The organism is Archangium gephyra (assembly GCF_049060025.1).
Classification (GTDB): Bacteria; Myxococcota; Myxococcia; order Myxococcales; family Myxococcaceae; genus Archangium; species Archangium gephyra_A.
This window is the reverse complement of the sequence record NZ_JBMEQQ010000002.1, coordinates 5,925,388-5,946,167: the sequence shown is the minus strand read 5'-3', so window position 1 is coordinate 5,946,167 and position 20,780 is coordinate 5,925,388. Positions and strand designations below refer to the sequence as shown.

The 20,780-nt window shown below is 70.3% G+C and carries 19 protein-coding genes and 1 pseudogene; 9 read left to right on the top strand and 11 right to left on the bottom strand.

The genetic code is table 11. The features are described from left to right. Positions 1-2: 2 nt before the first annotated feature. Positions 3-1,019: an alpha/beta hydrolase gene (locus ACN28I_RS25685; RefSeq protein ID WP_420944576.1), complete on the bottom strand. Its 1,017-nt coding sequence runs from the start codon at positions 1,017-1,019 to the stop codon at positions 3-5. 217 nt (positions 1,020-1,236) lie between these two features. On the opposite strand from ACN28I_RS25685, the gene ACN28I_RS25680 reads away from it, so the two are divergent. The 3 genes from ACN28I_RS25680 (at position 1,237) to ACN28I_RS25670 (ending at position 3,166) form a co-directional block, all read left to right on the top strand. Then, on the top strand, positions 1,237-1,437 hold the full coding sequence (locus tag ACN28I_RS25680; RefSeq protein ID WP_420944575.1) for a hypothetical protein: 201 nt from the start codon (positions 1,237-1,239) through the stop codon (positions 1,435-1,437). Between the two features lie 88 nt (positions 1,438-1,525). Then, positions 1,526-1,759, top strand: a complete 234-nt coding sequence (locus ACN28I_RS25675) for a GIY-YIG nuclease family protein (RefSeq protein WP_047861561.1) — start codon at positions 1,526-1,528, stop codon at positions 1,757-1,759. Between the two features lie 90 nt (positions 1,760-1,849). Continuing rightward, positions 1,850-3,166 carry a sensor histidine kinase gene (locus ACN28I_RS25670; RefSeq protein ID WP_420944574.1) on the top strand — a complete coding sequence of 439 codons (1,317 nt, stop codon included), beginning with the start codon at positions 1,850-1,852 and terminating at the stop codon, positions 3,164-3,166. Positions 3,167-3,395: 229 nt separating this feature from the next. On the opposite strand, the gene ACN28I_RS25665 is transcribed toward ACN28I_RS25670, so the two are convergent. After that, a complete protein-coding gene (locus ACN28I_RS25665; protein WP_420944573.1) occupies positions 3,396-3,713 on the bottom strand; it encodes a hypothetical protein in 318 nt (105 codons plus the stop codon). A gap of 98 nt (positions 3,714-3,811) precedes the next feature. On the opposite strand from ACN28I_RS25665, the gene ACN28I_RS25660 reads away from it, so the two are divergent. Both ACN28I_RS25660 and ACN28I_RS25655 read left to right on the top strand, forming a co-directional pair. Then, positions 3,812-4,096, top strand: a complete 285-nt coding sequence (locus ACN28I_RS25660; protein WP_420944572.1) for a hypothetical protein — start codon at positions 3,812-3,814, stop codon at positions 4,094-4,096. A 19-nt stretch (positions 4,097-4,115) separates the two neighbouring features. After that, a complete protein-coding gene (locus ACN28I_RS25655; protein ID WP_420944571.1) occupies positions 4,116-4,637 on the top strand; it encodes a B-box zinc finger protein in 522 nt (173 codons plus the stop codon). A gap of 12 nt (positions 4,638-4,649) precedes the next feature. Here the strand turns inward: ACN28I_RS25655 and ACN28I_RS25650 are convergent, their stop codons facing one another. After that, positions 4,650-5,342, bottom strand: coding sequence for a radical SAM protein (locus ACN28I_RS25650; protein ID WP_420944570.1), 693 nt, complete (start codon positions 5,340-5,342; stop codon positions 4,650-4,652). A 148-nt stretch (positions 5,343-5,490) separates the two neighbouring features. Further along, a complete protein-coding gene (nudC, locus tag ACN28I_RS25645) occupies positions 5,491-6,327 on the bottom strand; it encodes an NAD(+) diphosphatase (protein WP_420944569.1) in 837 nt (278 codons plus the stop codon). Positions 6,328-6,426: 99 nt separating this feature from the next. On the opposite strand from nudC, the gene ACN28I_RS25640 reads away from it, so the two are divergent. Continuing rightward, a complete protein-coding gene (locus tag ACN28I_RS25640) occupies positions 6,427-7,782 on the top strand; it encodes a cytochrome P450 (protein WP_420944568.1) in 1,356 nt (451 codons plus the stop codon). A 10-nt stretch (positions 7,783-7,792) separates the two neighbouring features. Then, the gene (locus tag ACN28I_RS25635; protein WP_420944567.1) at positions 7,793-8,260 is read left to right on the top strand and encodes a cupin domain-containing protein; all 468 of its coding nucleotides are present in this window, start codon (positions 7,793-7,795) and stop codon (positions 8,258-8,260) included. Positions 8,261-8,464: 204 nt separating this feature from the next. Here ACN28I_RS25635 and ACN28I_RS25630 read toward each other — a convergent pair whose 3' ends face one another. Together ACN28I_RS25630 and ACN28I_RS25625 are read right to left on the bottom strand one after the other, a co-directional pair. Continuing rightward, positions 8,465-10,267: an ABC transporter ATP-binding protein gene (locus tag ACN28I_RS25630; RefSeq protein ID WP_420944566.1), complete on the bottom strand. Its 1,803-nt coding sequence runs from the start codon at positions 10,265-10,267 to the stop codon at positions 8,465-8,467. After that, positions 10,264-12,051 carry an ABC transporter ATP-binding protein gene (locus ACN28I_RS25625; RefSeq protein ID WP_420944565.1) on the bottom strand — a complete coding sequence of 596 codons (1,788 nt, stop codon included), beginning with the start codon at positions 12,049-12,051 and terminating at the stop codon, positions 10,264-10,266. Before ACN28I_RS25625 ends, ACN28I_RS25630 begins: the two co-directional genes overlap by 4 nt. Before the next feature lie 101 nt (positions 12,052-12,152). On the opposite strand from ACN28I_RS25625, the gene ACN28I_RS25620 reads away from it, so the two are divergent. Then, positions 12,153-13,811 (top strand): M14 family zinc carboxypeptidase, encoded by a 1,659-nt coding sequence (locus ACN28I_RS25620; protein WP_420944564.1) that lies wholly within the window; start codon positions 12,153-12,155, stop codon positions 13,809-13,811. Positions 13,812-13,818: 7 nt separating this feature from the next. Here ACN28I_RS25620 and ACN28I_RS25615 read toward each other — a convergent pair whose 3' ends face one another. Together ACN28I_RS25615 and ACN28I_RS25610 are read right to left on the bottom strand one after the other, a co-directional pair. Further along, positions 13,819-14,211, bottom strand: coding sequence for a hypothetical protein (locus ACN28I_RS25615; RefSeq protein WP_420944563.1), 393 nt, complete (start codon positions 14,209-14,211; stop codon positions 13,819-13,821). Positions 14,212-14,229: 18 nt separating this feature from the next. After that, positions 14,230-14,760, bottom strand: coding sequence for a hypothetical protein (locus tag ACN28I_RS25610; protein ID WP_420944562.1), 531 nt, complete (start codon positions 14,758-14,760; stop codon positions 14,230-14,232). A 291-nt stretch (positions 14,761-15,051) separates the two neighbouring features. Here ACN28I_RS25610 and ACN28I_RS25605 point away from each other — a divergent pair, with 291 nt between their 5' ends. Next, positions 15,052-17,244, top strand: coding sequence for a serine/threonine protein kinase (locus ACN28I_RS25605; RefSeq protein ID WP_420944561.1), 2,193 nt, complete (start codon positions 15,052-15,054; stop codon positions 17,242-17,244). Positions 17,245-17,267: 23 nt separating this feature from the next. On the opposite strand, the gene ACN28I_RS25600 is transcribed toward ACN28I_RS25605, so the two are convergent. The 3 genes and pseudogenes from ACN28I_RS25600 to ACN28I_RS25590 form a co-directional block, all read right to left on the bottom strand. Continuing rightward, a complete protein-coding gene (locus tag ACN28I_RS25600; RefSeq protein WP_420948713.1) occupies positions 17,268-17,771 on the bottom strand; it encodes a hypothetical protein in 504 nt (167 codons plus the stop codon). 139 nt (positions 17,772-17,910) lie between these two features. Then, positions 17,911-20,139 (bottom strand): annotated as a pseudogene (locus tag ACN28I_RS25595) (TonB-dependent receptor domain-containing protein); the annotation flags it as partial. Between the two features lie 86 nt (positions 20,140-20,225). Continuing rightward, the gene (locus ACN28I_RS25590) at positions 20,226-20,675 is read right to left on the bottom strand and encodes an HIT family protein (RefSeq protein WP_420944560.1); all 450 of its coding nucleotides are present in this window, start codon (positions 20,673-20,675) and stop codon (positions 20,226-20,228) included. Between the last annotated feature and the right edge of the window lie 105 nt (positions 20,676-20,780).

Here is a 20,780-nt window from a genome sequence, read left to right as displayed (position 1 = left end):
TCCTACGCCCGGGTCGCGTGCGCGGACAGGAACGCCTCCACCAGCGGGAAGATTTCGTCCGGTGCCCGACGCCCCAGCACCAGGTCCGCATGCCCGTAGTCCTCGGCGAAGCCATGGCCGCGCCCGGCCACCACCAGCTTCACCGGCCCGCCGAGGTGCTCCTGCGCCCGCGCCACGGCGAGCGGGGGAGCGAGCAGATCCTTGCTTCCCGCCACCAGCATCACCGGCAGCCTCACCCCGGCCAGCGGCTTGCGGTAGCAGGTGCCGTCCTCCATGCAGAAGGAGTCGGTGGCTATCCAACGGGCGAACTGGCGCACCACGCCGCCGTAGATGTCCGCGGGCACGTTGGCCAGGGCCTTGCGCACCACGTCCGGCTCCATGTTGGAGGACAACATCATGTAGCGGCTGAGCGGCCCCGGCGGCGCGCCGAACAGGGCGATGCCGGTAATCCGCCGGGTGGGAATCATCTTCAGCCGCAGCAGGGGCTCTATCCGCTGGATGAACGTCTTGAGGCCCGGCTGCACCGCGAAGGTGAAGGGGCTGCCAATGGCCACCGCGGCGCGCACCGGGGCTTGCGGGTTGCGGGCCAGATGGCCGTACAGGGTGAGCCCTCCCTTGGAATGGCCCACCCAGAGCACTTCCTTGGACCCGGTGGACAGCACGGTTCGCAGGGCGGTGCGCACGTCGTGCTCGGCCTGGTCATCGAAGGAGGCGTCGCCGCACGGGCCCGCCAGCCCCCGGCCGCGCAACTCCATCACCCAGGTTTCATAGCCCGCCCGGGCCAGGTAGCGGGCCAGGCTGTAGTGCTCGTCGAAATCCATGTGGAACCGGTTGGCGCCCAGTCCATGACAGAGGATGACCGGCTCGGCGTACCGGCGCTGCTCCCGGGGGTGGTAGCGCCCCAGGGCAATGGCCGCCCCATCATCGGTGGGCACCCGGTACAGCTCGTCGGGCTTGAAGGGCAGAGTGAGCAACCCTTCTCCGTCACGATTTACCGCTCGGGAGAAAATATCCGCCATCCGCGTCAGCCTGGGCCCGGTTCGAGTCGTCACGACTCGAATCTAATGCCCTGCGGGACGGATGCCGTGTTGAAAAACCCACGCACCCACATGTCGGCAGACCGGTTGCAATGCTCCACCCTCGTTCAAGCCGGGAGGCGAGTGGATGCGGCAAAAGCCGACTCTTGTGGAAAGGTTGTCCTCGATTGAAGCAGCTCTGGTTCCCACGGACACTCTCTTGCGTGCCCTGCGAGTGATGGAGCGGTGCGGTACTTCCCTGCTTCCCGTGTTGGGGGAGACGGGAGGGCTGGTGGGGCTGGTCAGCCGGGACCACATCCTGGCGGCCTGGAAGGTGGACCCGCTGCTGCCGGTGGCGCTGGTGATGGCGGCGTACGAGGGGCGGCCCCGGCGGGGAAGAGAGTCCCCGGCGCATTGGTGAGCAGCCGGGCAGGCGAAGAGCACGGCTGGACGGACGAGGGCGTGCGCTATGCTGCCGCCCCGCCGTGCCGGACACCTGGACCGTCTACATGGTGCGCTGCCGGGACGGGACGCTCTACACCGGTGCCACCAACAACCTCGAACGCCGCGTGGCCACGCACAACAAGGGCCGCGGCGCCGCCTACACCCGTGCCCGCCTGCCGGTGACGCTCGTCTGGAGCGAGCCGGCCGCGGACCGGGGGGCCGCCCTGCGCCGCGAGGCCGCCCTGAAGCGCCTCTCACGTGCTGAGAAACTCCGCCTTGTGGGCCGGGTGCGCCGCTGACCCAGGCTGGGTTTCGTTTGACCCCATTTTGTGCGACTGTTCTGCGCGGAACTCTCCATTCTCTGGGAATCCTGGGAGACCGGCACGGACATGGCGCAGCAGCACGCAGGAGCCCCCGCGGGGGACGAGCCACGCGGCGAGGACCTGGTGCTGCGCGATGAGCAGCGGCTCGTCTACGTGCTGGCGCTCACGTGCCTGCCGTTCTGGGTGGTGGACTCGCTGTCGGTGATGAGGCCGGCGTGGGACACGCTGGCGCTGCGGCTGGTGTGGGCGGGGCTGACGGGGGCGATGGGCTGGTCGCTGCGGTGGCTGGAGCCGCCGCGCCGCAGGCTGGTGCGGACGCTGGCGGCGGTGGTGGTGCCCAACCTCTTCCTGGGGCTGGTGGTGTACCGGCTGGGAGGGGTGAGCAGTCCCATCTTCAGCTGGTTCTTCGTGATGCCGCTGATGACGCTCGGGCTGTCACGGGGCGAGCGGTGGCAGGGGGTGCTGAGCACGCTGCTGCCGATGGTGTCCGCGGGCACGTTGATGGGGCTGGAGGGGATGGGGCCGGTGCCGGTGGCGACGCGGCTGCTGTTGTTGTTGGGGGCGGGGGCGGTGGGGATGCAGATGAGCGTCTTCTACCGGCGGCTGAGGCTGGCGCGGACGCGGGCGGAGGATGAGCAGCGGGTGGTGCAGGAGGCGCTGGAGGCGTCCCAGGCGCGGGCGCTGCAGGCCGAGCGGCTGGCGCAGGTGGGGCGGCTGGCGGCGGGCGTGGCGCACGAGGTGAAGAATCCGCTGGCGTATGTGCAGGCGAACCTGCGCTTCCTGCTGGAGGAGTGGCGGCAGCCGGCGACGGGCGCGGACGACACCGAGTACACCGAGGCCCTGCAGGAGACGATGCAGGGGGTGGAGCGCATCCATCAAATCGTGAAGGACCTCACGGCGCTGTCGCGGGCCGAGGATGCGGTGGAGGGCGTGGGGCGGTGCGAGCTGGCGCCGGTCATCGACGCGAGCGTGCGGCTGGCGTCGGTGCGGCTGAAGTCGTTGGTGAGGCTGGCGGTGGAGGTGCCGCCGGAGGCGGTGGCGAAGGCCGAGCCGCGGCGGTTGGGGCAGGTGCTGCTCAACCTGTTGCTGAACGCGGCGGACGCCATCGAGGACGCGAAGGTGCAGGACGGGCGGGTGGCGGTGCGCGCGGAGGTTGCGGGGGAGCGGGTGCGGGTGCTGGTGGAGGACAACGGCCCGGGCATCGCGGCGGAGCACCTGCCGCGGCTCTTCACGACGTTCTTCACGACGAAAGCGCCGGGGAAGGGGACGGGGCTGGGGTTGGCGCTGTCACGCCAGTACGTGGAGTCCTTCGGCGGCACGTTGCGCGCGGAGAACCGCCCCGAGGGCGGCGCGCGCTTCGTCGTGGAACTGCCAGTAGCCTGATTCCCTTCCATCCCCTCTCCCCTCGGGAGAGGGTCAGGGTGAGGGTGCCCGAGCCTGTTCTCCAACCCGTGGCCCGCAATGTGCGCAGGGGGTTCAACCCGGGTACACCCGATACCCTCACCCCGTCCCTCTCCCGGAGGGCGAGGGGAAATGGCCGCGGATCAGCGCATGTACCCAGGGGTCCACTTTCGCGGACGGACCTGAAGGGGATGGCCGCCGTGGGTGTGGCTCAGACGGCGGGACCCGGCTGGACCGGCGGGGTGGTGGGCGGCTGCTGCATCCGCTTCTGCTTCTTCGAGCGCGACACCACGAAGACGATGCCCAGGAGGAGGAAGCTGCCCGCGCCGATGAGCGTGCCGTACACCTGGTAGCGCAGCAGGTCCGCGGTGATGCCCTGGATGACCTTGGGCAGGTCGCACATCGTCTGCGCCCCGAGCGGCGCCGTGTTGTACCACTCGAGGAACTGGGGGCCGATATACGAGGCCGTTGCCAGCCCCAGGAAGGCTCCCAGGAGAATGAAGGTGAGCAGCGTCTTCAGTGTGGCCATCGTCCGGGCACCTCGGTGAGGAGACGTGGGAGCGTGCTTTAGCACGCAATCCGCGCACAGGGGCCACCACGAGGCGGCAGCCGTGTTATCTGAAGACCGTGCCGCTCCTCCCTCTCGCCGCCTTGTTCGGGGTCATCACGCTCGTCTGCGCCGCCTTCCTGCTCGTCCACGCGTTCCGCCGCAGCCTGGGGACGGGGATGATGGTGCTGCTGGTGCCCTTCTACGTGCTCGTCTACGCCTTCAGCCAGTTCGAGCACCCGCGCAAGAACCTCATCCTCGCCGGCTTCTTCGGCTGCAGCGTGCTCGCCGCCGTCTTCCTCGGCCTGGGCGCCCACGCGTTGGATCAGGTCATGCTGCGCCCGCCCCCGCCTCCCATCTTCTGACCCGGTGCGAGGCGAGCCCGTGGCCTCCGCACCGGACCAGCCCGCCTTCACCAGCCCCCGCTGCCCCACGCACCAGCGGGCCGCGGTCGCCACCTGTGTCCGCTGTGGCACCTTCCTCTGTGGCGAGTGCACCGAGCTGCTCGGCGAGGCCGCCTGGTGCGCCTCCTGCCTCGCCTTCGTCCGCGAGCACGGCGCCGCCTCCCTGGCCCTCAAGTTGACGCTCGGCCTGGGCACCATCGCCCTCGCCACCGTCCCCCTGGCCATGCTGTTGCCGGTGAACGGGGTGGTCGACACGGGCCGGGCCACCATCGTCCTCCCCCTGCTGCGGCGCCTGCCCGTGCTCAATGGCATCGCCGCGGGGCTCGGCTTCTGGCTGTCCTCCCGCGAGCTGCGCCGCCTGCGGCACGTGGAGCCCTCGCCCGCGCGCACGTGGGCCCGGTGGACGCGCGGGCTGTCCTGGCTCAACCTCGCCTGCGTCCTGCTCCAGGTCTTCCTCGTGCTCAGGCTCGTGCTGGGGCTCTTCGCCTCCGGCCCGCGCTGAGCCGGCCCGTCCTCACACCCCGCGCTCGTTCGGCTCCCAGATGTACTTGTGCATCTGGAGCTGGAAGCGCACCGGCAGCCGGTCCGCGATGATCCACTCGGCCAGCTCCTTCGTCGTCAGCTTGCCGAAGATGGTGGAGAAGAGCAGCCCATACGGCTTCTCCAGCAGCCGGTGCTCGGCGATGAGCTGCTTGGACCACTCGTAGTCCTCGCGGCTGCCGATGACGAACTTGAGCTCGTCGTTGGCGTTCATCGACGTGAGGTTCCGGTAGTCGTTCCGCTCGCACTCACCCGAGGACGGCGTCTTCATGTCCACGATTTTATGGACCGCCGGAGGCACCAGCCGCACATCGATGGCGCCGCTCGTCTCCAGCAGCACGGTGAGGCCGGCGGCCAGCAGCTCCTCCATGAGCGGATACACGCCGGGCTGCAGCAGGGGCTCGCCTCCCGTGACCTCCACCCGGGGCGCGCCGAGCTCCTTCACCCTGGCCACCACCTCCGGAATCTTCATGCGCGTGCCGCCGTGGAAGGCGAACTCGCTGTCGCAGTAGGTGCAGCGCAGGTGGCAGCCGGTGAGCCGCACGAAGGAGCAGAGCAGCCCCGCGTGCGAGGACTCGCCCTGTACCGAGAGGTAGAACTCCTTGACCACCACCGAGTCAGCGGTGGGAACACGACGGGGCTCGATGTGGGGGCGCGCGACGGGCATGGGGGATCCGGGGGGAAGCTCGCTTCAATCCCACCCGGACGGTGGATGCAAGTTCAGAGACCCCCCAGGGCCTCAACTGGCTGACAGCTCCCGGGATTTCCAGGCGCCCGGCCCCCCAGCAAGAGGGCGAGGCCCAGGAGCGCGGGCCTCAGGCCGGGGTGCCGCCGCGGGCCTTCACCTGGGCGATGAAGGTGTCGATGAGCTGCCGGGCGATGCTCATGCGCGGGGGGAGCTGCGGGAGGTTGTCGGGGGTGAACCAATGGGCCTCGGCGATCTCCTGGCCATCCACCTGAATCTCGCCGCCCGCGTACTCGGCGGTGAAGCCCAGCATGAGCGAGCGGCCGAAGGGCCACGGCTGGCTGCCGAAGTAGCGGAGGTTCTTCAAGTCTATCCCCACTTCTTCCTTCACCTCGCGCACCACCGTCTCCTCGAGGGACTCGCCGATGTCGACGAAGCCGGCGAGGGTGCTGAAGAAGGCGCCGGGGAAGTGGGCGTTGCGCGCGAGGAGCATGGAGTCGCCGCGGGTGATGAGCACGATGACGGCGGGGGAGATGCGCGGGTAGTAGGGCGTGCGGCAGGCGGGGCAGCGGCGCGAGCGCTCGCCGGGGACGAGCACCGTGGGCTGGCCATCGCGCCCGCAGAAGCGGTGGGTGGCGTCCCACTCGGCGATGGCGAGCGCCCGGCCGGCGACGGCGAAGAGGGCCTCGTCCACGCGGTTGTAGAGGCCGCGTGCGGGGACGAGCTTCATGCCCTCGGGAGGAGAGATGTCCTTGGGGAGGGCGGCGGCGTAGCAGTCCACGTCCCCAAGGGTGCCGAGGAAGTGCGCCACCGCGGCGAGTTCGGGCAGCTCCGCGCCGGTGGGGATGTGCACGGCGTGGTCGCGCTCGGCGACGAGCAGCTCCAGTCCGTGCGCGGCGAAGAGCAGGGCGCTGTCGCGCGGGCGCGCGGGGACTTCATGTCCGGGGATGAATCGAGGCTGGCTCACGTGCGGCACCTTAGCGGGACCCGGACCGCGGGGGCAGGGACTCGTTCCCGGGGTGAGTCCCCTCCTGGGTGGCCCTGGTGTATGGGAGACACCACCGCGATGACTCACGACGCCCGCCGCCTCCCTCCCGGTCCCCGGGGCCACTGGCTGCTCGGCAATCTGCCCGAGCGCAGGGCCGATCCGCTGGGATTCTTCACGCGGGGCCGCGAGCGGTACGGCGACGTGGTCCGCTACCGGATGGGGCCCTTCGAGCTGTACCAGGTGAGCCACCCGGACGACGTGAAGCGCGTCCTCGTGGACAACGTGCGCAACTACCAGAAGACCCGGTTGATGCAGCGGCTGCGGCCCGTGCTCGGCAACGGGCTGCTCCTGAGCGAGGGCGACTTCTGGAAGCGCCAGCGCCGCCTCGCGCAACCCGCCTTCCACCGCGAGCGCCTGGCGGGCCTCGCCACGGCCATCACCGGCCTCGCCGAGTCCTCGCTCCAGAGGTGGGGGCCCCTCGCCGACTCGGGGGAGCCGTTCGACCTCGCCGCGGAGTTGACGCGGCTCACCCTCGCCATCACCGGCCGCGTGCTCTTCAGCACCGACTTGAGCGATGCCGCCAGCGAGGTGGGGCTCGCCGTCACCGCCGCCATCGAGGAGTCCAACCGCCACGCCCTGGCCGTCCTGCCCCTGCCCCTCTCCGTGCCGCTCCCGAGCCACCGGCGCTTCCGGTCCGCCCTCCGGGTGCTCGATCGCCTCGTCTTCGACATCATCCGCCAGCGCCGCGCGGGGCCCCACCGGACGGATGATGTGCTCTCGCTGCTGATGGAGACCCGCGACGCGGACACCGGCGAGGGCATGAGCGACGCGCAACTGCGCGACGAGGTGATGACGCTCGTGCTCGCCGGACACGAGACCACCGCCAACGCGCTCGCGTGGACCTTCTACCTGCTGCAGCAACACCCCGAGGCCGAGGCACGGCTCGCACAGGAGGTGTCCTCCGTGCTCGGAGACCGCGTGCCCGGTTTCGAGGACCTGCCCCGGCTGCGCTACACGGCGCGCGTCCTCGACGAGGCCCTGCGGCTCTACCCGCCGGCCTGGCTCATCAGCCGCACGGCGGTCGGCGAGGATGAGCTCGGGGGCTACCCCATTCCCAAGGGGGCCATCGTCGCCCCGCTGCCGTACGTCCTCCACCGGCACCCGGCTCTGTGGGAGCACCCGGAGTCCTTCGACCCGGACCGATTCCTCCCGGAGCGCTCCGGCTCCCGCCCGCGCTTCGCCTACCTGCCCTTCGGGGGAGGACAGCGTCAGTGCATCGGCACCGGACTCGCGCTGATGGAGGGGCAGCTCGTCCTGGCCATGGTGGCGAGGAGATTCCGCTTCCGCCTGGTGCCGGGGCACCGCGTGGAGCCGCAGGCGCTCGTGACACTGAGACCACGGTACGGGCTGCGAGTCACCGCCAGCAGGTGCTAGGAACGGAGGGATGATGCGTCCCGCGCTCCTGACGGCTTTGGTCTGTGTCTCCGTTGGCTGTGTCCGCGCCCCCATCGTGCCCGTCCGCCACGTGGTGGGCAGCGCCGAGGCCCCCACCTTCCGCATTTCGCAGGGTAAGGGCACCGCCATCCTGCTCGTCAACGAGGAGACCGGAGCCCGAGCGGCCTCGCTGGGGGTGTTGGAACTCCAGGCGGGAGCTGGAGTGCCCGAGCACATTCATGCGGACAGCGTGGAGATGCTCTACGTGGAGGAGGGGAGGGCGGAGATGACCATCGAGGGCCAGATGATGCCCGTGAAGCAGGGCGATGCCGTCTACATCCCCGCGGGGACGCGGCACTCGGCGCTGATTCCCGAGGGGGCTCCGCGCTTCCGCGCCGTGCAGGTGTACGTGGGCCCCGGTCCTGAGGCGCGTTTCCGCCAGGGCGAGCCCGTGAAGCCCGCCGCCTCTGCTCCGTAACCATCCCCTACCATCCCCTCTCCCCTCGGGAGAGGGTCGGGGTGAGGGTGCCCGGGCCCGTTCTCCAACCCGTGGCCTCCAGTGTGGACAGGGGATTCAACCTGGGTACACCCGATACCCTCACCCCGTCCCTCTCCCGGAGGGCGAGGGGAAATGGCCGCGGGTCCGTGCATGTGGCCACGGGTACTCCGTCGCGGACTGACGCTAGTGAACCGGAGAGGCCGGCTCACGGAACTGCCGGTGGTACAGCTCCGCGTACAAACCATTCCGGGCCATCAGCTCCTCGTGCGTGCCGCGCTCCGTGATGCGTCCGGCGTCGATGACGAGGATGAGGTTCGCGCTCCGGATGGTGCTGAGCCGGTGCGCGATGACCACGCTCGTCCTTCCCGCCAGCAGCGTGGAGAGCGCGCGCTGGATGAGCGCCTCCGTCCTCGTGTCGATGTTCGCCGTCGCCTCGTCGAGGATGAGCACGCGCGGCTCGGCGATGACCGCCCGGGCGAACGCGAGCAGTTGCCGCTGCCCCTGGCTCAGCGTCGCGCCTCCCTCCCCGAGCACCGAGTCATAACCCTTCGGGAGCGCGGCGATGAACTCATGGGCATGCACCGCGCGGGCGGCCTGCTCTATCTCCTCGCGGCTCGCACCGGGCCGGCCGTAGCCGATGTTCTCCGCGATGGTGCCGGAGAACAGGAACGGCTCCTGAATCACCGTCGCCATCTGCCGCCGCAGGCTCGCCCTCCGCACACGCTTGACGTCCTCCCCATCCAGCCGCACCACCCCCTCCGTCGTGTCGTAGAAGCGGGGAATGAGGTTGGCCACCGTCGTCTTCCCCGCACCCGTGCGGCCCACCAGCGCCACCGTCTGCCCCGGCGCCACCTCGAAGCTCACGTCCTGGAGCACCGGGTGCGAGGCGTCGTAGGCGAACGACACCTTCTCGAACGAGATGCGCCCCTGCGCCCGTCCCAGCTCGAGTGCATCCGGAGCGTCGGCGGGCTCACGTGGCTCATCCAGGATGGAGTAGATGCGCTCGGCACCCGCGAGCGCCGACTGCATCAGCGTGTACGTCGAGGCCGCGAGCTGCACAGGCCGGAAGAACTGCTGCGCGTAGATGAGGAACGCCGCCACCAGGCCCACGCTCAACTGCCCCTGGAGCACCAGGTGGCCGCCGTAGCCGATGACGAGCGCCGTGGAGAGCGTGGCGAGCACGTCGATGGCGGGGGAGAACGCGGAGGTAACACCCACCGCGGCCACATTGGCGTCCCGGTTGGCGGCGTTCCGGCCCCGGAAGCGCCGGATGTTCTCGTCCGTGCGGTTGAAGGCCTGTGCCTGCCGGACGCCGACGAGCTCCTCCTGTAGCTCCGCCGTCACGTTGCCCACCGTCTGCCGCGTCTTGCGGTAGGCCGTCCGGGCCCGGGCGGCGAAGAACCACGTGGTGAGCAGCATGACCGGAATGAGGGTGAAGCACGCCAGCGCCAGGCGGACGTTGAGCGCCAGCATCGCCACCAGCACGCCCACCAGTCCCAGCATCGAGCCCAGCAACTGCGTCAGCCCCTGCGAGAAGAACTGGTTGAGCGTGTCCACGTCACTGAGCAGCCGGCTCATCAAATCCCCGATGGGCCGCTTGTCGAAGTACGAGAGTGGCAGCGCCTGGAGCTGCTCGAACAACCGGGTGCGCAGCGTGGCGAGCACGTGCTGCCCGGACGCGCCCACCCGCCGCGTCTGCGCCCGCGAGGCCACCGCTCCCACCAGATACACGGCGAACAGCAGCAGCATGGTGCGCAGCAGGCTCGCTGTGTCCCCGCTCCCGATGTCGTGGTCGATGGCCCGGCTCACCAGATACGGGCCGATGGCCTGCGCCAGCGCGCTCACGATGACCAACGCCAGCGCCACCAGCAGCGTGGCACGGTGGGGCCGCAGCTCGGTCAGCAGCCGGCGCGCCACCGCGCTTCGGTTGGCGGCACGCTGGTCTTCCAGCTCCGCCATCGACTCGAGACTTCCGGGCCGCCTCATGCCGCCTCCGGGGTGCCGGCCTGCAGTTGCGAGCCGAGGATTTCGTTGTAGAGCGGGCTCGAGCCGAGGAGCTGCTCATGGGTGCCCTGGGCCACCACCCGGCCCTCGTCGAGCACGAGGATGAGGTCCGCGTCCCGCACGGTGCTGATGCGCTGGGCGATGACGAGCGCGGTGCGGTGCGTGCCGCGCATCAACCGGTCGAGCGCGTCCTGGATGGCGGCCTCCGTCCCGGCGTCCACCGCCGAGGTGCTGTCGTCGAGGATGAGCAGGCGCGGATCCGTGAGCAGCGCCCGGGCGATCGCCAACCGCTGTCGCTGTCCTCCCGACAGCCCCACGCCTCGCTCGCCCACCACCGTGTCGTAACCCCGCGGCAGCCCGGCGATGAACTCCGCCGCCTGCGCCGCTTCGGCCGCCGCGTGAATCTGCTCCTGGGTGGCCTCCGGGCGGCCGTAGGCGATGTTCTCGCGCACCGTCCCGGAGAAGAGCAGGGCGTCCTGCAGCACCACGCCAATCTGCGAGCGCAGGCTGGAGAGCGTCACCTCGCGCACGTCGTGCCCGTCCAGCAGCACCGCGCCTCCCGTCACGTCGTAGAAGCGCGGAATGAGGTTGATGATCGTGCTCTTGCCGGAGCCCGTCGTCCCCAGGATGGCCACGAGCTGCCCCGGCTCGGCCACGAAGCTCAACCCCCGGAGGATTTCCCGCTCGCTGCCCGCGTAGCGGAAGCGCACGTCCCGCAACTCCACGCGTCCCTGGAGCGGCGGCAGCGTCTGGGCTCCGGGCTTGTCCGCCACCTCCACCTGGGTGTCGAGCAGCTCGAACACGCGCAGCGCGGACGCTCCGGCGCGGGAAATCTGGGCCGCGATGAAGCCCAGCGTCATGAGCGGCATGAGCAGGAAGCCCAGGTAGCTGTTGAACGCGAGCAGCTCGCCGAGCGTCAGCCGCTGGCGGAAGATGAGCAGGCCGCCCACACCCACCACCACGAGCGTGCCGACGTTGGCGAAGAAGCCCACGAACGGGAAGTTGGTGGCGATGGCGTCGATGATTCCCAGGTTGTGGCCGAGCAGCTCGTCGTTGATCTTCCGGTAGCGTTCGGCCTCGCGTGCCTCGCCGGAGAACGCGCGCACCACGCGGATGCCGCGCAGATCCTCCTGGAGGACGGTGTTGAGCCGGCCCAGCGCCACCTGCACCCGGCCGAACAGCGGGCCCATGCTGGACATGAATCTCCGGAGCAACCAGAGGATGGGCGCGATGGACGCCAGCGCCGCCACCGCGAGCACGGCGTTGAGGCTGAGCAGCAGTGCCGCGCAGCCCAGCAGCATCACGATCGAGGCGGCGAGCTGGACCACGCCGGAGCCGACGAAGGTGCGCACCTGCTCGACGTCGTTGGTGAGCCGGGTGAGCAGTTGGCCGGTCTGCGCCTGGTCGTAGTAGCTGAAGCTCAGCCGCTGGATGCGCGCGAAGAGCGCATCGCGCAGGTCGAAGGCGACGCCCTGGGAGACGCGCTCGGCCAGATAGCCCTGGAGGAAGTTGAAGAGCCCTCGGCCCAGGGCGATGGCGACCAGGCCTCCCACGGCCGCGAGCACCGTGGCGCGATCACCCTTGGCGAGACCGCCGTCGATGGCCCACCGCACCATCTGGGGCGCGGCGAGGTTGGCGGCGGACACGAGCAGGAGCGCCACCAGGGCGCTCGCCGTCTCCAGCTTGTACCGGCCCAGATATCCGAGCGCCCGCCAGATGGCCTTCCCGCTGCCCGCGGGCGCCCCCGGTCTTCGTCCGTGTTCCATGTCCGGGCAGACGTATCGAACCAGGCCCCGCACCGCAATGTCCCCGCCGGGAAGTGACGGAGTGCTTGACGCTGCCCGGGGGGGACGCTCGGATGCGCCCCATGACCGAGCTGCTCACCCGCGCCGAAGCCTCGAACTACAAGGAAACCTCACGTCACTCCGATGTGCTCGCCTTCGTCGACGAGCTCTGCCGCCGCACGAAGCTCGCCAGGCGCGTGGACTTCGGCCAGAGCGGCGAGGGCCAGCCGATGACGGCGCTCATCGTCAGCGATCGCGGCTGCTTCACCCCCGAGCAGGCCCGCCGGCAGAAGAAGCTCGTAGTGATGGTGGAGGCCAACATCCACGCCGGTGAGGTCGAGGGCAAGGAGTCCGTCCTCGCGCTCGCGCGGGATTTGACGCTCACCAAACTGGGGCAGACGCTGCTCGACAAGCTCTGCCTCGTGCTGATTCCGGACTTCAATCCCGACGGCAACGACCGCATCAGCCCCAACAACCGCAAGCTGGACCTGCAGAACCTCGAGGGCCAGGTGAACCCCGAGGGCGGCGTGGGCATGCGCTACACGGGCGAGGGCTGGAACCTCAACCGCGACAACATGAAGCAGGAGGCCCCCGAGACGCGCTGCCTCGCGAAGTTCTATCAGTCGTGGTGGCCCGACCTCTTCATCGACTGCCACACCACCGACGGCAGCATCCACGCCTTCGACCTCACCTACGACACCTCGCACTCGAACGAGCCGCTCTTCTCGGAGCTGCGCGCCTTCAACCGGGAGATGCTCGAGCGCGTGGCCAAGGCCGTGAAGACGCGCCATGGCTTCGACAGCTTCTGGTACGGCAACTACAAGGAGGAGGGCAACCCCGTCTCCGGTTGGCACACCTACCCCGCGCTCCCGCGGTTCGGCAGCCACTACCGCGGGCTGCTCGGCCGGCTCGACGTGCTGCTCGAGACGTACAGCTACATCGACTTCCCCCGCCGCTGCGCGGTGATGCGGGCGTGGTTGCTCGAGCTGATCCGCGACGCCGCCAGGAACGCCAAGGCCTATCGCGCCATGACCCAGGCGGAGGAGGAGCGCATCATCGCGCGCGGTGAGTCGCACGATGTGCAGGAGCTCGTGGGCATCAACTACGGCGTCGCCACGCGCGATGACAAGGGCGCGCTCGTATTCGAGTACCCCGCCTACGCGAAGCCCGGCGACGCCGCCCACATCCTCGCCTTCGACGAGGCGAGCATCACCGCCCGCCGCTACCCGGGAAAGCGCAAGCGTGCGTACCTCACGCCGCACCACCGGACGTTCGTGCCCACGCAGGCGGTGAGCACTCCGGCCGCGTACCTCGCCCCGGCGGAGCTCGCCGCGCGCCTCGAGGGCCATGGCATCCGCTTCGAGCGCCTCGCCGCCCCGGAGCGCTTCACCGTCGACAGCTACCGCGTGGCCCGGCGCGAGGAGACGTTCAGCCCCGACGTGGCCACGAACGTTCCGCCTCCCGGCCAGTCCGAGGTGCCGCTCAGCCAGAAGCCCAAGCCCGTGCGCTTCGAGACCGTGCTCACGGTGGCTCCCGAGCGCACCACGCGCGAGTTCCCCGCGGGCACCCTGCTCGTGCCCACGGCGCAGCGCGCTGGCACCCTGGCCGTGTATCTGCTCGAGCCGCACTCCGACGATGGCTTCTGCCGCTGGCAGTACCTCGACGGCCTCATCCGGGTGGGCGAGCTGTATCCGGTCCACCGCGTGGTGGGCGTGGTCACCGCGCCGAAGAAGGCGGAGTAACCCGCGCCTACTTCCCGGGTTTGTGAGGGGGCAGCTCCTCCGGCAGCGGTATCCGGACGAGCTTCAGCCCCTTTGCCCCGTGGTCGATGACCGTGAAGCCCTGGCCGGCGACCCTCAGGAGCTGGCCATCCCGGGCGGTTCCGCTCGCGAGCCACGTTTCCGCTTCTTCTCTCGTGGCGAACGTGTGGGCCACCTGGACGCCCTGGAGGGCCGGGGTCGTGATTTTTCGAAAAAATTCGCGAAACTCTTCGAGTTTCTTGAGGTCATCGCGCACGAAGAGCAGCGCGGCCGCGCAGACCCGGAGCGCCTCGTCCTCGGGCGTCCCCGCCGCGTGCTGTCTGCTCACCGCTTCCACGGTCCGGAGGACGGCATCGGCATCGAAGTTCTTGTTGTATGTCATAGCGAGCCAGGAAACGCCCTAGAGGGCGAGGGGAGCGAGGATGAGCGCGCCGCTTCCGCCCGTGGCGAGAATGAAGGCGACACCCGCGACGACGACGACGGTTCCGAGCGCGACCTCGGCCTTGTGAGCCCGTATCCAGTCGCGCGCCTTGTCGAAGCTGGAGAACTCGAGCGGAGGGCGTTTCTTCACCCGCTCCGCCTCTTCCTTCTCCAGCCCCTCGACGCACTGCATGTACTGCTTGCGGCACTCCCGCGTGCAGTGCTCGTAGTACCACTCGTTGCGCTCGACATGCGGGTAGGGCTGCTGTGCGGACTCCCAGCAGCGGGTGAAACACTGGTTGAGCTCGTCATCGCAGTTGTACCCGGCGCCGCCTGTGCCGAGCGCGCTGCCCACTCCGCTCGCGTCCTCGTCAATGACGTAGGTCCGGGCACTCAGGCCCTGGGCGGGCCGCGCATGGCCACAACCGGCCCAAGCCACCATCGCGGCGCTCAACAACGCCAGCAGCCTCGTTCCGTTACCCATGGAGTCGGTGGAGGAAGTCCCTACCATGCGTCAAAACTCCAGACAAATCCCCAGTGAAATCGGGGGTTTAGAGATGATGGGGGGGGGGGGGGGGGGGGGGGGGGGGGGGGGGGCTGTACAAAAGTTCAGTACGGTCTTCCCGTGCCTGGTGTCCACCACCCGCCCGTCCACGCTGATTCGCTGATCTTATGGACCTGCGGGGTCCACCCTAGGAGACCCGGTAGCCGGGCGACAATTCCGGCCGCTCCGGGTCCGGCGAGCAGTGGACATTTTGGGGGTAGACTGAGTTCCCCCCCCAGGGCCATGGACTCTCCGCCGATGAACGACACCCCCCCGTTTCCCCGCCTCCTCGGACGCTACGAGCTCGTCCACCTGCTCGGGCAGGGCGGCATGGGCGAGGTGTATCTCGCCAAGATTTCCGGCGCGGCCGGCTTCGAGAAGCCCTGCATCGTCAAGACGATCCTCCCCGCGCTCCTCAAGGACCGGCAGTTCCTGGATCGCTTCCACCACGAGGCCAAGGTGCTCGTGCACCTCGTCCACTCGTCCATCGCGCAGGTCTACGACATGGGCGAGGCCGAGGGCACCTACTACATGGCCCTCGAGTACGTGGCCGGCGTGGACCTCGCCTACCTGCAGGAGCAGGCTCGCAACGAGAGCCAGCAGCTCCCCGTCCCGGTGGCGCTCTACCTCGGCCAGCGCATCGCCGAGGGGCTCGGCTATGCCCACCGCAAGACGGGCCCGGATGGCTCGCCCCTGGGCATCGTCCACCGCGATGTCTCGCCCCACAACGTGATGCTGTCCTACGAGGGCGAGGTCAAGGTCATCGACTTCGGCCTCGCCAAGAGCGCCGCGCGCAGCAAATACACCCTGCCGTCCACCGTCATGGGCAAGCTGGGCTACATGTCCCCGGAGCAGGTGCGCGCCGAGTCCTTGGATCATCGCAGCGACATCTACTCCTGCGGCGTGGTGGTGTGGGAGCTGATCGCGGGCCGGCCCCTCGTTCCGCATGGCACGGTGGGCGAGATGATGGCCGCCATGTCCAACCCCACGGTGCCCGCCCTTCACGAGGTGCGCCCGGACGTGGACCCGGCCATCGACGCGGTGGTGCGCCGCGCGCTGGCTCCCTCTCCCGGGGATCGCTACGCCCGCTCCGACGACTTCGCCCGCGCCCTCAACGAGCAGTTGCTGCGCTCCGGCTCCAACCTCGGCGCCGAGGAGGTGGGCGAATTCGTGCGCGCGCTCTGCCCGCAGGCCTTCGCCACGCAGCGCCAGCTCATCTCCCGCGTCTCCTCCAACCCGGGCCTGCGCCGCACGCCCCTGCCTGGCGGCGCCCCGGTGCCCTCGAACACCGCGCGCTTCCCCATGCCCCCGGAGCCGTCCCAGGCGGACGCCGGCACGGGCTATGAGTCCACCCTGGTGCGCTCGCCTGGCGCCACCGCCACCCCCGCGGCCGACGCCGTACCCGCCACCGGGCCGGCGGAGACGCTCCGGCTGGAAAAGTCCTCCGGGCCCGGCAAGAAGGGGTGGACTGCGGCGATCGCCCTCGGGGCCCTGGGGCTGATCGGCGCCACGGCCGGCGTCACCGCGCTCCTGATGGATCGTCCGCCTCCGCCTCCGCCGCACGAGTGGGCCGAGGGCCCGCGGCCCGGTGGACCTCCGCGACCGCCCCCTCCACCTCCGCACGAGGAGGGCCGGCCCCCGCACGGTGCTCCCCCCTCCATGGCCGGGGAGCCCCAGGCTCCAGGTATTGGCGCGGCCCCCGAGCAGCCCGCCGCTCCCGTCGAGCCCCAGCAGCCGATGGTCCCCTCCGAGTCCGAGATGGAGGCCGAGGCCAAGGCGGCTCAGCACGCGAAGCCGAAGCCTTCCGAGTCACAGGCTCGCCCGCAGAAGCTCGTCCCCGCGGAGCGCAGGGCGTTGCTGAGGAAGTCGAAACGTGATGACTACTTCAGCGTCGACCATGGGCGGCGCGCGGGGCTCTCGGTGGGCATGGTCCTCCAGGTGGTCGCCGGGCCCGTGAAGGACGGCAAGGCGAGGCTGTTGGGCGAAGCAACGGTCCTAGAGGTGAAGGCAATGCGCTCGACGCTGAGGGCCGACCCGCGGGTGCGCAACGCGGACAAGGTCGATCGCTACGTGGTGCTCCCCAAGGCCGCCAGCGCGAATGACACGCCCGAGGACTCCGAGGTCGAGCCCCGGGCCGGTACCACCCCTCCGCCCTCGGAGGTGGCTCCCGCCGGGCCCCGGCAACTGAGCGGACGCCCCGCCCTCAGGGGCTTCCCCCCTTTCAACCTGAAGATCGAGTTCACCAACACCGACACCATCACCTGGAGCGACTGCATCCTCGTCATCCGGGGACGGGACACGTACAAGCTGGGCGGCATGGCACCCGGCGGCAGGCGGGAGATTCCGCTGGCCGACTTCAAGAAGGGGGGCCCGGAGGTGAAGTACGTGGGGAGGAACCGGCTGGGCCTCTTCTGCGCCGAGGGGCAGGGCGAGTTCCCCTTGAAGCTGTGAGCCCCGCCGGAAAGCGGTGAGGCTCAGAAGCTGCCGGTGAGCTGCAGCGTGAAGGTACGGCCGTACTGCGGCACGGGCGCGGCGGCGCGCTCGGTGCCCAGCGGCAGGGCGTAGCGGCTGTCGAGCAGGTTCTGCACGCCAGCGAAGTAGCGCATGCGCTGGAACTCGCCGGACAGGCCCACGCCCAGCAGCAGCGCCTCGCCATACTCCGCGCCCTCCTTCGCACCGCCCCGGGCGCTCTGGTACGTGGCCTGGGTGGACAGGCGCAGGTCCCCATTGCCCAGGGGCACCAGCAGCCGTCCGGAGGCCAGATGCGCGGGGGAGGAGGTGATCACCTCCTCCGAGGCATTCTGGAGGGTGACGAAGGAGTAGCTCAGGTCCACCAGCAGGTAGCGCCCCGGCTGCCAGTGCAGACCGGCCTCGGCACCCCAGGCGAGCGTCTCGCCGGGCCGGTTGCTGAAGACGAGGCACTCCGCGGTGCCACTCGGGCTGCCGCACCGGGGCGGCCCCGACTGGGGCTCCAGCACCACCAGGTTGGTGATGCGGTTGTGGTAGCCGGCCACGGTGAGGCGCAGCTCGTTCGTCAGGTCGTGCGCGTGCTCGAGGCTCCAGGGTGGTGATGGTCTCCGGCTCCAGCGCCCCGGCGGGGGCCTGGGTGACGCCACCGTCGTGGTAGTCGAGCTCGTAGGCGTTGGGCGCGCGGAAGGCGCGGCCGGCCACCAGCTTGGTGAGGCCCTGATCGTAGGGGCGGGCGATGAGGGCCAGCCGGGGGGTGATGGGCGTCGTGTCCAGGTCGAGGTACTTGTCCAGGCGCAGGCCTCCCGAGATCGTCAGCCGCGGGTGCAGGCGCCACTCGTCCAGCAGGTAGGTGGAGAGCAGCACGCGGCTGTTGCTGGACAGCGGCACCGCGTTGCCGCCCTCGGGGCCGAAGCTCTCCTGCTCCACGCGGAGCTGGCTCTGGCCCTCCAGGCCCACGGTGAGGCGGTTGGTGCTGGAGAGATTGAAGAGGAAGCGGGCCTCGGCGGTGAGCCAGTCGGCGCGGCCGGCGTCGGTGTCGCGCCGCAGGCTGCCGTCCTCATTCTCGTACATCCAATAGCCCCGGTAGCGGCTGCCGTCATAGGCGCCGCGCAGCGACAGGCTCATCCACTCGTTCAGGGTCTTCTCGTAGCGCGCCTCGACGAAGCCGCGGAAGTCCTCCACCTGGGTGCCCTCGGCGCCCAGCACCGTGCCGTAGGGGCCGGAGGGAACCTGCTTCTGCCGGCCGTGGATCTGAGCCTGGAAGGACAGGCCCCCCAGGCGGGCCCGCAGCGAGGCGGTGGCGGCGCGCTCCCCGTCCAACCCCTGCACCAGCGGCAGGCCCCCGCCCAGCGCCGTCGTCTCCGCGCCCCCCATGTTCATCCCCGCCACGGACAGCAGGACCGTGTTGCGCCCGTCGTCCCACGCCGCCGTGCCGTGCAGCCGCGTGGTGCCCAGCGCCTCCACCGCCGCCGTGGCCTCCACCGTCCGCTCCAGGCCCAGCGACTCGCGCGGCACCACGTTGATGACGGCGAAGAAGGCGCCCGTACCGTAGAGCGCGCTGCCCGGGCCGCGCACCACCTCGATGCGTTCCACCTCCTCCAGGTCCACCGACAAGTCCCTCGCCGAGTAGCCCTGGCCCGCCCACACGTCGTTGACGGGGTGGCCATCCCAGAGGATGAGGACGCGCGTGTTGAGGTCTCCCGGAGGCGCGAAGCCGCGCACGCCCAGGTACGTGTAGGAGCGGTCGTTGGAGACGAAGAAACCGCGCACGGCCGCCAGGGCCTCGGCCAGCGTGGTGTAACCGAAGGCGCGCAACTCCTCCTGGGAGAGCACGGTGGTGGAGGCGGGGGCCTCGTCCACGGAGAGCAGGCTCTTGGACGCGGCGCGCACCGGCGGCGGCGCGTAGCTCAGGTCCGCGTGGAAGAGCGTGTCCTTGTCGGCCACCACCGTCACCAACTGGCGCACGGGGCGCACGTCCCGGCTCTCCACCTCCAGGGTGTGCTCGCCCTCGGGCAGCGTCATGACGGTGGGGGTGAAGCCGGTGGCATGGCCGTTCACGCGCACCGAGGCGTTGTCGCGGTTGGCGGTGATGATGAGGCGGCCGGTGGGCTTCTCCTGCGGGCGCAGCGACACCTGCAGGGGCACGGTGTCATCGGCGGGCACGTCCACCAGCGACTGGGCCGGGGCATGGCCGGGGGCCTTCACGTGCAACACGTGCCGGCCGGGCGTGAGGTTCAGCTTCCCGGGCACCCGCGCCAGCACCGGGCCGTCCGGCGAGTAGCGCACCTCCGCGCCCTCCGGGTTGCCGGTGAGCTCCACCGTGCCGGTGATGAGCTCCAGCTTGAATTCCTGCGCGGCGGAGCGGCCCCGGGCCACGTAGACGCTCTCCTCCGCGGGGCGGTAGCCCTCCTTGCGCACCATCACCTTGTGGCGCCCGGGCGACAGCGCGAGCGTCTGGGGCGACAGGCCGCGGATGCCCAGGTCCTCGCGGTCCACCAGCACCTCGGCGCCCGGCGGCTCCGTGGTGACGCGCACCAGCGCCACCTTGGGGCGCAGCCGCTCCAGGGCCCGGCGCACCTCGGACTCGTCCGAGTTGGACAGCCGCTCCTGCGCCAGGTCGTTGTAGTAGCGGTACGCCTCGTTGTAGCGGGTGAGCGCCTCGTAGCAGCGGGCGATGTTGAAGAGGACGTTGCGGTTGGGCACCAGCCGGTAGCTGGTGAAGTAGGAGCGCAGCGCCTCGACGTAGTGGCCCCGGGCGTAGGCCTCGTTGCCCACCTCGAAGGCCACGTCCGCTTCATCCGCGGTGTTGTTGGCCTGCGCGGCGGCGGGCAGGAGCAGCAGCGACAGGAGGAGGAAGCCGAGGCGGAGCACAGGCATGGCGGCCGCCATTCTTCCACGTCAGCGCCGAAGGTCCACCCGAGGGCCTCCCGGGGAGTCGAAGAGGGAGCAGGCGGGCGCCCGGCTCACCCCCCCAGGGCCGCCGCCAGGGCCCGGGCCGCCGCCTCCAGCTCCGCCTCCGGGCGCATGTCCCCCGGCGTCCCCTCGAAGGCCCCCCGCCCCCAGAGCCGCTGGGGCGTTTCCCGGTAGCGCGGCACCAGGTGCAGGTGGAAATGGCGCAGCACGTCACCGATGGCGAAGGCGTAGGCGTGCTCGGCGCCGAGCACCTCGCGCTGCGCCCTCATCACCCGCGCGGCCAAGGGGCCCAGCTCCCGGGCCGCCTCGTCGTCCAGGTCGTACAGCGCGCGCGCGTGCCGCACGCTGGTGAGCACCACCCAGCCGGGCAGGGGGCTGGGCGAGGCCACGCCATGCAGCACCAGCCCCGCCGAGCGGGCGAGCACTCCTCCCACGGGCCGGGTGGCTCCACTCACGATTCCGCAGCCCAGGCAGGGCGCGTTCACGTCCACGTCGCTCATGGGCCCCACGCTACCACCCGTCCCTCGCGGAAATGTCCGCCCCCGTTGCACCCTACCCGCTGCGTCCGGGGCGGGCGGCCAACTGTGCCCTTCTTGACGCACCCG

Excerpts from the sequence above, each read along its gene's own strand:
- ACN28I_RS25685 (WP_420944576.1), bottom strand. The coding sequence starts at position 1,019 with ATGGCGGATATTTTCTCCCGAGCGGTAAATCGTGACGGAGAAGGGTTG.
- ACN28I_RS25675 (WP_047861561.1), top strand. The coding sequence starts at position 1,526 with ATGGTGCGCTGCCGGGACGGGACGCTCTACACCGGTGCCACCAACAAC.
- ACN28I_RS25670 (WP_420944574.1), top strand. The coding sequence starts at position 1,850 with ATGGCGCAGCAGCACGCAGGAGCCCCCGCGGGGGACGAGCCACGCGGC.
- ACN28I_RS25665 (WP_420944573.1), bottom strand. The coding sequence starts at position 3,713 with ATGGCCACACTGAAGACGCTGCTCACCTTCATTCTCCTGGGAGCCTTC.
- ACN28I_RS25650 (WP_420944570.1), bottom strand. The coding sequence starts at position 5,342 with ATGCCCGTCGCGCGCCCCCACATCGAGCCCCGTCGTGTTCCCACCGCT.
- ACN28I_RS25640 (WP_420944568.1), top strand. The coding sequence starts at position 6,427 with ATGACTCACGACGCCCGCCGCCTCCCTCCCGGTCCCCGGGGCCACTGG.
- ACN28I_RS25635 (WP_420944567.1), top strand. The coding sequence starts at position 7,793 with ATGATGCGTCCCGCGCTCCTGACGGCTTTGGTCTGTGTCTCCGTTGGC.
- ACN28I_RS25630 (WP_420944566.1), bottom strand. The coding sequence starts at position 10,267 with ATGAGGCGGCCCGGAAGTCTCGAGTCGATGGCGGAGCTGGAAGACCAG.
- ACN28I_RS25625 (WP_420944565.1), bottom strand. The coding sequence starts at position 12,051 with ATGGAACACGGACGAAGACCGGGGGCGCCCGCGGGCAGCGGGAAGGCC.
- ACN28I_RS25620 (WP_420944564.1), top strand. The coding sequence starts at position 12,153 with ATGACCGAGCTGCTCACCCGCGCCGAAGCCTCGAACTACAAGGAAACC.
- ACN28I_RS25615 (WP_420944563.1), bottom strand. The coding sequence starts at position 14,211 with ATGACATACAACAAGAACTTCGATGCCGATGCCGTCCTCCGGACCGTG.
- ACN28I_RS25610 (WP_420944562.1), bottom strand. The coding sequence starts at position 14,760 with ATGGTAGGGACTTCCTCCACCGACTCCATGGGTAACGGAACGAGGCTG.
- ACN28I_RS25605 (WP_420944561.1), top strand. The coding sequence starts at position 15,052 with ATGAACGACACCCCCCCGTTTCCCCGCCTCCTCGGACGCTACGAGCTC.
- ACN28I_RS25590 (WP_420944560.1), bottom strand. The coding sequence starts at position 20,675 with ATGAGCGACGTGGACGTGAACGCGCCCTGCCTGGGCTGCGGAATCGTG.